Annotated in this window: 9 protein-coding genes; 8 read left to right on the forward strand and 1 reads right to left on the reverse strand. The window is 34.9% G+C overall.

Annotation, left to right across the window (positions count from 1 at the left end):
• Nucleotides 1–109: 109 nt before the first annotated feature.
• The 4 genes from AB3X49_RS13880 (at nt 110) to deoR (ending at nt 4,173) form a co-directional block, all read left to right on the forward strand.
• A complete protein-coding gene (locus AB3X49_RS13880; protein WP_002126830.1) occupies nt 110–640 on the forward strand; it encodes a GNAT family N-acetyltransferase in 531 nt (176 codons plus the stop codon).
• Between the two features lie 550 nt (nt 641–1,190).
• Entirely contained in the window at nt 1,191–1,586 is a 396-nt protein-coding gene (locus tag AB3X49_RS13885; RefSeq protein WP_002141295.1) for a DUF3224 domain-containing protein, read from the forward strand.
• 115 nt (nt 1,587–1,701) lie between these two features.
• Complete coding sequence (locus tag AB3X49_RS13890) at nt 1,702–2,592, forward strand: Vgb family protein (protein WP_367962798.1); 891 nt, start codon at nt 1,702–1,704, stop codon at nt 2,590–2,592.
• 633 nt (nt 2,593–3,225) lie between these two features.
• Nucleotides 3,226–4,173 carry a DNA-binding transcriptional repressor DeoR gene (deoR, locus tag AB3X49_RS13895; RefSeq protein ID WP_000356572.1) on the forward strand — a complete coding sequence of 316 codons (948 nt, stop codon included), beginning with the start codon at nt 3,226–3,228 and terminating at the stop codon, nt 4,171–4,173.
• 48 nt (nt 4,174–4,221) lie between these two features.
• On the opposite strand, the gene AB3X49_RS13900 is transcribed toward deoR, so the two are convergent.
• The gene (locus AB3X49_RS13900; protein WP_002086260.1) at nt 4,222–4,584 is read right to left on the reverse strand and encodes a hypothetical protein; all 363 of its coding nucleotides are present in this window, start codon (nt 4,582–4,584) and stop codon (nt 4,222–4,224) included.
• 156 nt (nt 4,585–4,740) lie between these two features.
• Here AB3X49_RS13900 and deoC point away from each other — a divergent pair, with 156 nt between their 5' ends.
• The 4 genes from deoC to AB3X49_RS13920 all read left to right on the forward strand — a co-directional run bounded on the left by deoC (nt 4,741) and on the right by AB3X49_RS13920 (nt 8,466).
• Nucleotides 4,741–5,412 carry a deoxyribose-phosphate aldolase gene (gene deoC, locus AB3X49_RS13905; protein ID WP_078178674.1) on the forward strand — a complete coding sequence of 224 codons (672 nt, stop codon included), beginning with the start codon at nt 4,741–4,743 and terminating at the stop codon, nt 5,410–5,412.
• Nucleotides 5,413–5,517: 105 nt separating this feature from the next.
• Nucleotides 5,518–6,699: a NupC/NupG family nucleoside CNT transporter gene (locus AB3X49_RS13910; protein WP_002035026.1), complete on the forward strand. Its 1,182-nt coding sequence runs from the start codon at nt 5,518–5,520 to the stop codon at nt 6,697–6,699.
• Between the two features lie 36 nt (nt 6,700–6,735).
• A complete protein-coding gene (locus AB3X49_RS13915) occupies nt 6,736–8,037 on the forward strand; it encodes a pyrimidine-nucleoside phosphorylase (protein ID WP_353824809.1) in 1,302 nt (433 codons plus the stop codon).
• Nucleotides 8,038–8,070: 33 nt separating this feature from the next.
• Complete coding sequence (locus AB3X49_RS13920) at nt 8,071–8,466, forward strand: cytidine deaminase (RefSeq protein WP_000358532.1); 396 nt, start codon at nt 8,071–8,073, stop codon at nt 8,464–8,466.
• Nucleotides 8,467–8,501 lie beyond the last annotated feature (35 nt).

The following is an 8,501-nucleotide window of genomic DNA, read 5'->3' on the forward strand; positions in this document are numbered from 1 at the left end:
ATCCTTTATAGCTTTTATAATAATATTATCTTGAAACACGAAGGGACTGAACTATGCGCAGATATCAATATCTTGACCCCAAAATAAAAACATAATGGAGGTAAAAATATTGATTACAGAACTACAAACCGAAAGATTAGTTTTAAGAAAAATGAAAGTATCAGACTCAGCTAGCATGTTTACAATTTGGGCGGATCCAGAAGTTACAAAATTTATGAATATTAATAGTTTTACTGATGAAAGCCAAGCGGTAGATATGATTGAAATGCTTGATAAGTTATCTCGGGAAAACAGAGCTATTCGTTATTCAATAATTGAATTAGAATCAAATGAAATTATCGGTTCTTGTGGTTATAATTCATTTGATTTCAAAAACGCCAAAGCAGAAATTGGTTACGATATTAGTAAAGCTTTTTGGGGTAAGGGGTATGCGCCAGAAGCCATTCTCTCTTTAATGGATTATGCGTTTAGTACTTTAGAATTCAATAGAATAGAAGCAAAAGTTGAATCTGAAAACATCAATTCAATAAAAGTCTTACAAAAGTTAAACTTTACATTCGAAGGGACAATGAGAAAGTGTGAAAAATCTAATGAAAAGTTTATTGATCTAAGTATTTATTCAAAATTAATAACAGATTAACTTATATTACTTAGCCTACATTCCTTAAAATGTAGGCTATTAAATACCCTCGAAGCATCCTTAATTGTTATTAATTGAAAGTGAGGGCTACGGCTCTCTTTTTTAATTCACAATTTCTAGTACAATTGAAATAATTAAGAAATGTATAGAGTAATCCGTCCGATCTTAACCACTGAAGAAAAATTAACAGAGGAAGAGATCATGAACTTTGCTGTTGAAATGAGGGAAAAGAAATAGAAGGACACAACTATATAATAAAAAAATCTAGAAGATACGTAATATTTAAAAATGAACCGTCTCATAAAGAACATGTAGTAATTTCTACATGTTCTTTTTTAATAGAAATGAAAGTAAACTGTTAAATAAAAATTTACTTTCAATGTCATATAAGAAGAACAAAAAATAAGTCGTCTTTTGCTCTTAACAGGGTCTTACCAGCAGCATCCGTTACTTTAGAAACACTCCTATGAGATATAATTATTGATGGTACTTTTTAGGTGATATACTGGAGGTAGATTACTCATCTAATGATGAAGGGAGGTTTACGCGTATGGAAGTAACATTTACAGTAAGTAAATGGGATGAAAAGCCAGTCAATGACACTAGAAAAGATTTCCCTATTAATATTGCCCATGTCGAATATGATATTGACGGTGAATTAAAAGGAAAAGCTTTTGTTGAATATTTATTATATTATTTAGAATCAACTATAGATGATGGTCACTTGGCTACTGCTAAAATTTCTGGATTTTTACATTTCGAAGGAATTTATAAGGGAAAACGAGGGACATTTATAGCTATAGAGCAAGGGATATTTGATAAAGGAAATCTAGATTCTCCTGCAACAATCATCAAAGCTACTGGTGAATTAGAAAGCCTGAAAGGGTCCTATAATTATAAGTTTACAGGTCAAACCAGTAAAATGATTCTAGACTTTGAATTCTAACAAAATATCTTATAATTTAGCAAAAAGGGCATCCACTGTAATACCAGGAATGTCCTTTTTTAAACTAAATTATACCGAAAAACAAGACTCAAAATTTTCAATGGGAGGAAATGATATGAGGATCACGATACAAGAATATGTGGTCAATGAAATAGATTCAGGACCATATGGAATAACCGTAGGAAAAGACGGAGCATTGTGGTTTACGGAACAGAAAGGGAATCGAATTGGTAGAATAAATGCTACTGGTGAAATAAATTCTTTTCCCATTTCGACAGCAAATGCAGGAGCTATGTCAATTATCTCGGACCAGACCGGTGACTTATGGTTTACGGAATATAACTCAAGCAAGATCGGTAAAATGTCGATGAACGGTCTTTTTGAAGAATATGTACTCCCTACAACGAACGCTGCACCTTTTGGCATAACGGAAGGCCCAGATGGAGCAATATGGTTTACAGAAATGAATAATGGTAGGATCGGAAGAATAACAAAGTCAGGGGAAATCACCGAGTTTGAATTGCCTAACTCCAAATCATTTCCCTCTTTTATTACTCTGGGATCAGACGGTGCATTATGGTTTACACAGAATCAGAACAATAGGATTGGGAGAATAACCACTAAAGGTGAGGTCAAAGAATATCCAATCCCAACACCCAACTCCGGGCCAGTTGGAATTGCGAGCGGCCCAGATGGAGCAATATGGTTTGTGCAAATCATAGGCAATAAAATTGGTAGAATTACGTTCGAAGGTGAGATCAAAGAATTTGTTATACCGACGCCGAACGCTCGTCCTCATGCCATAATACCTGGGAAGAACAGAGATCTTTGGTTCACAGAATGGGGAGGTAACCAAATCAGCCGTATTACAGTTGAAGGAGTTATTACGGAATATACGATACCTACAAATAATGCAGAGCCACATGGTATCACGTTTTGTCCGGATGGCGATCTTTGGTTCGCTGAAGAGTGTAATCAAATTGGACGTCTAACAATCATTACGTAATAGGGATATCGTCCATCGCTATCAAGCTCAGAAAAGTAAATATCCCATCACCATCAAGTTAAGAATTTGGTTGCTCCCCAAAACGAAAAAATGTGCTTTTTTGTTACAAGTAGCACAAAATTTCGTTCTGGGGGTACTATAAAATTTTAGCTTGATGGCGATGGGGTCTCGCCATCAAAACGTGAATTTCGCACGCTAAGGAATTTCTATATTAAAAAACTTGGCTTTACCGTACGTTAAGGAAGTTCCATAAACGATATTTAATGTTTGTTATTGTTACTACAGAAAGAACAAAAAGAATGAATTAAATATGAATCGATTTATCCCGCTATTTGCGGGCAGTAAGACTCCCACCTCAAAATTCGGCGAATACGAGGGAGTTAGGTGGGAGTCTTACTGCCCGTAAAAGCCCGATTGGTGAGGGCTAATAATCAGTGGGGGATGAACAAAACCCCCACTGATTAAAGATCATTTGTATCGAGTGTATGAAGCTAAAAAATAAAAGTTTCATTGTAAATCCTAAGTGGAGTAGAAGTTTAGGTTGATAAATAAGGGAGTCGAATTTTTTTGCATAAAGCTGTATAATGCTTGTAACGAAAAGGAAATACAGGAAAGGATATGTAATGAGTTACTATGGATAAGGATAAACAACAATTAAGCGTTGAAGTTGCAAGATTATATTATCAATCAGATTATAGTCAGCAAGAAATTGCTAATAAATTAAATATTTCAAGACCGACGATTTCTAGATTATTGAAGTATGCGAAAGAAAAAGGATTTGTTCAAATTAGTATAGCTGATCCATTTGCTGACTTAGATAACGTTGGGAATTTACTTAAAGAAAAGTATAACCTGTTAGAAGCGCATGTCGTATTTTCTCCAGTACCAGAATATGCAACGATTACGGAGTATATTAGTAAATATGCAGCTGAGTATATGGAAAAGACAGTGAAAACTGGTGATATCGTTGGTGTAAGCTGGGGAATGACGATGTATGAAATCGCTAGAAAAATCGTACCGCAACATGTGAAAGGTGTAGAGGTTGTCCAGTTAAAGGGTGGCATTAGTCACTCAAGTGTAAATACATATGCGAATGAAACGATCGCGTTATTTGCAGATGCTTTTCAAACGACGCCAAGAAATCTACCTCTTCCAGTTATATTTGATAATGCGGTGACAAAAGAATTAGTGGAGCAAGATAGACATATTCATCACATTATTGAAATGGGGAAACAAGCAAATATTGCAATTTTCACTGTTGGAACAGTGCGTGATGAAGCGTTATTATTCCGATTAGGATATTTAGATAAGGATGAAACGAACATTTTGAAAGAACAAGCTGTCGGTGACATTTGTTCACGTTTCTTTGATGGAGACGGAAATATTAGTAGCGAAGAAATTAATAAGCGTACAATTGGAATTGAGTTAGAGGAACTTAAATTAAAGAAACGTTCTATTTTAGTTGCAGGTGGTAATAGAAAAATAAAAGCAATTGACGGTGCGTTACGTGGCGGGTATGCAAATGTACTAATTATAGATCAGCATACAGCGAAAGAATTGTTACATTATCAAAAAGGTTAGAAATAAAAGGCTTTCTCAAAATATTAATTTTGAGAAAGCCTTTTATTTTTAGTATGAATAAATCAATGTGTAGTACCTTGTAAAGTATTTGTAAGGAACGCTCTTTGATTGATCTCCTTTTTCAAAAATTAGTGAGTTAGCCATAATATCTCTATCTACAAAACTCCAGCCATCTTGCTCCATCATATCGATAAAAGGTTCCATTTTTCCGCGCTTTACTAAGTAGGGGTATTGATTATCTATCGGTTCTACTTCCACCATTTCTTTATCTTGAATAACCATCTTAGACATAGCTAAAGCAAATGGAACTGGGTTTCCTTCTTGGAAAATAACATCCCTTTTATAAAAAATAAATATGGATAGTGAGGTGCATACTAGCAATGTGAATATAAAGAATTTTGACTTAAACAAGTGGTTCACATCCTTTATTTACAAGCTTATACTACTTTCAATGTATTACTAGAAATTCCCTTCTAAAAAAGAATGAACAAAAGTTCAAAAGTGTATTTACATTTGTTCAACTAAGAGTTAGAATGAAGTTGTTAAAAGATATGAGGAGTGAAGATAATGAACATTGCAAAGTTAATTGACCATACAATTTTAAAACCAAATTCTACAAAAGAAGATGTTATGAAAATAATCGAAGAGGCAAAGCAATACAAATTTGCTTCAGTTTGTATTAATCCTACATGGGTAAAGCTAGCTGCTGAAGAATTAGCTGGACATGATGTAGACGTTTGTACTGTAATCGGTTTCCCATTAGGAGCAAGCACTACTGAAACAAAAGCATTCGAAACAAAAGATGCTATCGCAAAAGGTGCAACTGAAGTTGATATGGTAATCAACGTAGGTGCTTTAAAAGATGGCGACAATGAGTTCGTTGAAAAAGACATTTATGAAGTAGTACAAGCAGCAAAAGGAAAAGCTCTTGTAAAAGTAATCATTGAAACTTGCCTTCTAACAGATGAAGAAAAAGTTCGTGCTTGTGAATTATCAGTAAAAGCTGGCGCTGATTTCGTAAAAACTTCAACTGGATTCTCAACTGGCGGAGCAACTGCAGAAGATATCGCATTAATGCGTAAAACAGTTGGACCAAACGTTGGCGTGAAAGCATCTGGCGGCGTTCGTACACGTGAAGATGCAGACAAAATGGTAGAGGCTGGAGCTTCTCGCGTTGGAGCAAGTGCTAGTGTTGCAATCGTATTAAATGATGCAAAAGGTGCTACAGATAATTACTAATTAATAAAGTGTGAAAAGCAATAGATACACGTTTAAAGTAAAGTGTATCTATTGCTTTAACAATTGAAAAGAATGTAAGCGGATACGAATGGGAGGAGACGGCTTATGAAATACTTAATCGGTGTTTTAGGCCTCGTATTGATTTTAGGTATCGCTTGGCTTGCTAGTAATGATAGAAAGAAAGTCAAATATCGCCCAATCATAACGATGGTTATATTACAATTCATTTTGGGGTTTTTATTATTAAATACAAGCGTAGGGAATATATTAATTAGCGGAATAGCAGATGGTTTTGGAGAATTATTAAAATATGCCGCTGATGGTGTGAATTTCGTATTTGGTGGATTAGTAAATCAAAAAGAGTTTTCATTCTTTTTAAGTGTATTAATGCCAATCGTATTTATATCAGCTTTAATAGGTATTTTGCAACACATTAAAGTATTACCTATTATTGTGAAATCTATCGGTCTAGTATTAAGTAAAGTAAATGGGATGGGGAAACTCGAATCATATAACGCGGTAGCTTCTGCGATTTTAGGACAATCTGAAGTGTTTATTTCAGTTAAGAAACAACTAGGATTATTGCCAGAGAAAAGAATGTATACATTATGTGCATCTGCAATGTCTACAGTATCTATGTCTATCGTTGGATCATATATGGTGTTATTAAAACCGCAATATGTTGTAACCGCTTTAGTGCTTAACTTATTCGGTGGCTTCATTATTGCTTCTATCATTAACCCGTATGAAGTTACTGAAGAAGAAGATATGTTAGAAGTACAAGAAGAAGAGAAAAAGACATTCTTTGAAGTATTAGGGGAATACATTATAGATGGATTTAAAGTTGCGATTACAGTAGCAGCTATGTTAATTGGTTTCGTTGCCCTTATCGCATTCATTAATGCAGTATTTAAAGGTGTAATCGGTATCTCATTCCAAGAAATTCTTGGTTATGTATTTGCACCATTTGCATTTATTATGGGTGTTCCATGGCATGAAGCAGTTAACGCAGGGAATATTATGGCGACAAAACTTGTATCAAATGAATTTGTTGCGATGACAGATTTAGCACAAGGAAACTTTAATTTCTCAGATAGAACGACAGCGATTATATCTGTATTCTTAGTTTCATTTGCAAACTTCTCTTCAATTGGAATTATTGCTGGGGCAGTTAAGAGCTTAAATGAAAAACAAGGGAATGTAGTCGCAAGATTTGGTTTGAAATTACTTTTCGGTGCAACGTTAGTAAGTTTCTTATCAGCAACAATCGTTGGCTTATTATTTTAACAGATTCATATAATATAAAAAGGAATGGTGATTGTAATGAGAATGGTAGATATTATTGCGAAAAAACGTGATGGAAAAGAATTAACGACTGAAGAAATTAATTTCTTTATTAACGGTTATACAGATGGAAGTATTCCTGACTATCAAGCGAGTGCACTTGCAATGGCAATTTTCTTTAAAGATATGACAGATCGTGAACGTGCAGATTTAACGATGGCAATGGTTGAGTCTGGAGAAACAATCGACTTATCAGCAATTGAAGGCATTAAAGTAGATAAGCATTCAACTGGCGGTGTTGGTGATACAACAACATTAGTATTAGGACCATTAGTCGCTGCTTTAGATGTACCAGTAGCAAAAATGTCTGGTCGTGGTTTAGGACATACGGGCGGGACAATTGATAAATTAGAAGCGGTAGAAGGATTCCACGTTGAAATTACGAAAGAACAGTTCATTGATATTGTAAACCGTGACAAAGTGGCTGTTATCGGACAAACAGGAAACTTAACACCTGCTGATAAAAAGATTTATGCATTACGTGATGTAACAGGAACAGTAAATTCAATTCCTCTAATTGCAAGTTCAATTATGAGTAAAAAAATTGCAGCTGGTGCTGATGCAATCGTACTTGATGTAAAAACAGGTGCGGGTGCATTTATGAAAACCGAAGAAGATGCAAAAGAATTAGCTCATGCAATGGTACGTATCGGAAATAATGTTGGACGTCAAACGATGGCAGTAATTTCAGATATGTCACAACCTCTTGGTTTTGCGATTGGTAACGCTCTAGAAGTGAAGGAAGCAATTGATACTTTAAAAGGCGAAGGTCCAGAAGATTTAACAGAATTAGTACTTGTATTAGGAAGCCAAATGGTCGTACTTGCGAAAAAAGCAAATACATTAGAAGAAGCTCGTGAAATGCTAATTGAAGTGATGAAAAATGGAAAAGCAACTGAGAAGTTTAAAGAGTTCTTAAGCAACCAAGGCGGAGACAGCTCAATTGTAGATAATCCAGAAAAAATGCCACAGGCGAAGTATGTAATTGATGTACCTGCAAAAACTTCAGGTGTGATTTCAAACATTGTTGCAGATGAAATCGGTATCGCAGCTATGTTATTAGGTGCAGGTCGTGCGACAAAAGAAGATGAAATCGATTTAGCGGTAGGATTAATGTTACGTAAAAAAGTTGGCGATGCAGTAAAAGAAGGCGAGCCGTTCGTAACGATTTATGCAAATCGCGAAAATGTAGAAGATGTAAAAGCTAAAATTTATGAAAACATTTCTATCGCTGAAACAGCAGTGGCTCCTAAATTAGTTCATACAGTTATTATTGACTAATCATAATTACATTTACTTTGAGGAGGAAATAATATGGATAAGAAAAAATATATCGAAGAAGCAAATAAGATGTTATCGAAAGCTTATATTCCGTATTCTAAATTTCCTGTTGGTGCAGCGCTAGTTACAAAAGAAGGTAAAATCTATACTGGTTGTAATATAGAAAATGCTTCTTACGGTTTATGTAACTGTGCAGAAAGAACAGCGATCTTTAAAGCCGTATCAGAAGGTGAGCGCGATTTTAGTTACTTAGTCATTACAGGCGAAACAGACGGACCGATTTCACCATGTGGTGCATGTAGACAAGTTATTGCTGAATTTTGTGATCCGAAAATGCCTGTATTACTAACGAATGTAAAAGGTGATGAAAAAGAAGTGACTGTGGAACAGTTACTGCCAGGTGCTTTCTCAATTGAAGATTTAAAATAAGTTAAAAGGCCATTCCACAATTAATAGTTGTGGAA

Origin of the sequence: Bacillus sp. C30 (assembly GCF_040838255.1) — a bacterium.
GTDB classification, from domain to species: Bacteria; Bacillota; Bacilli; order Bacillales; family Bacillaceae_G; genus Bacillus_A; species Bacillus_A mycoides.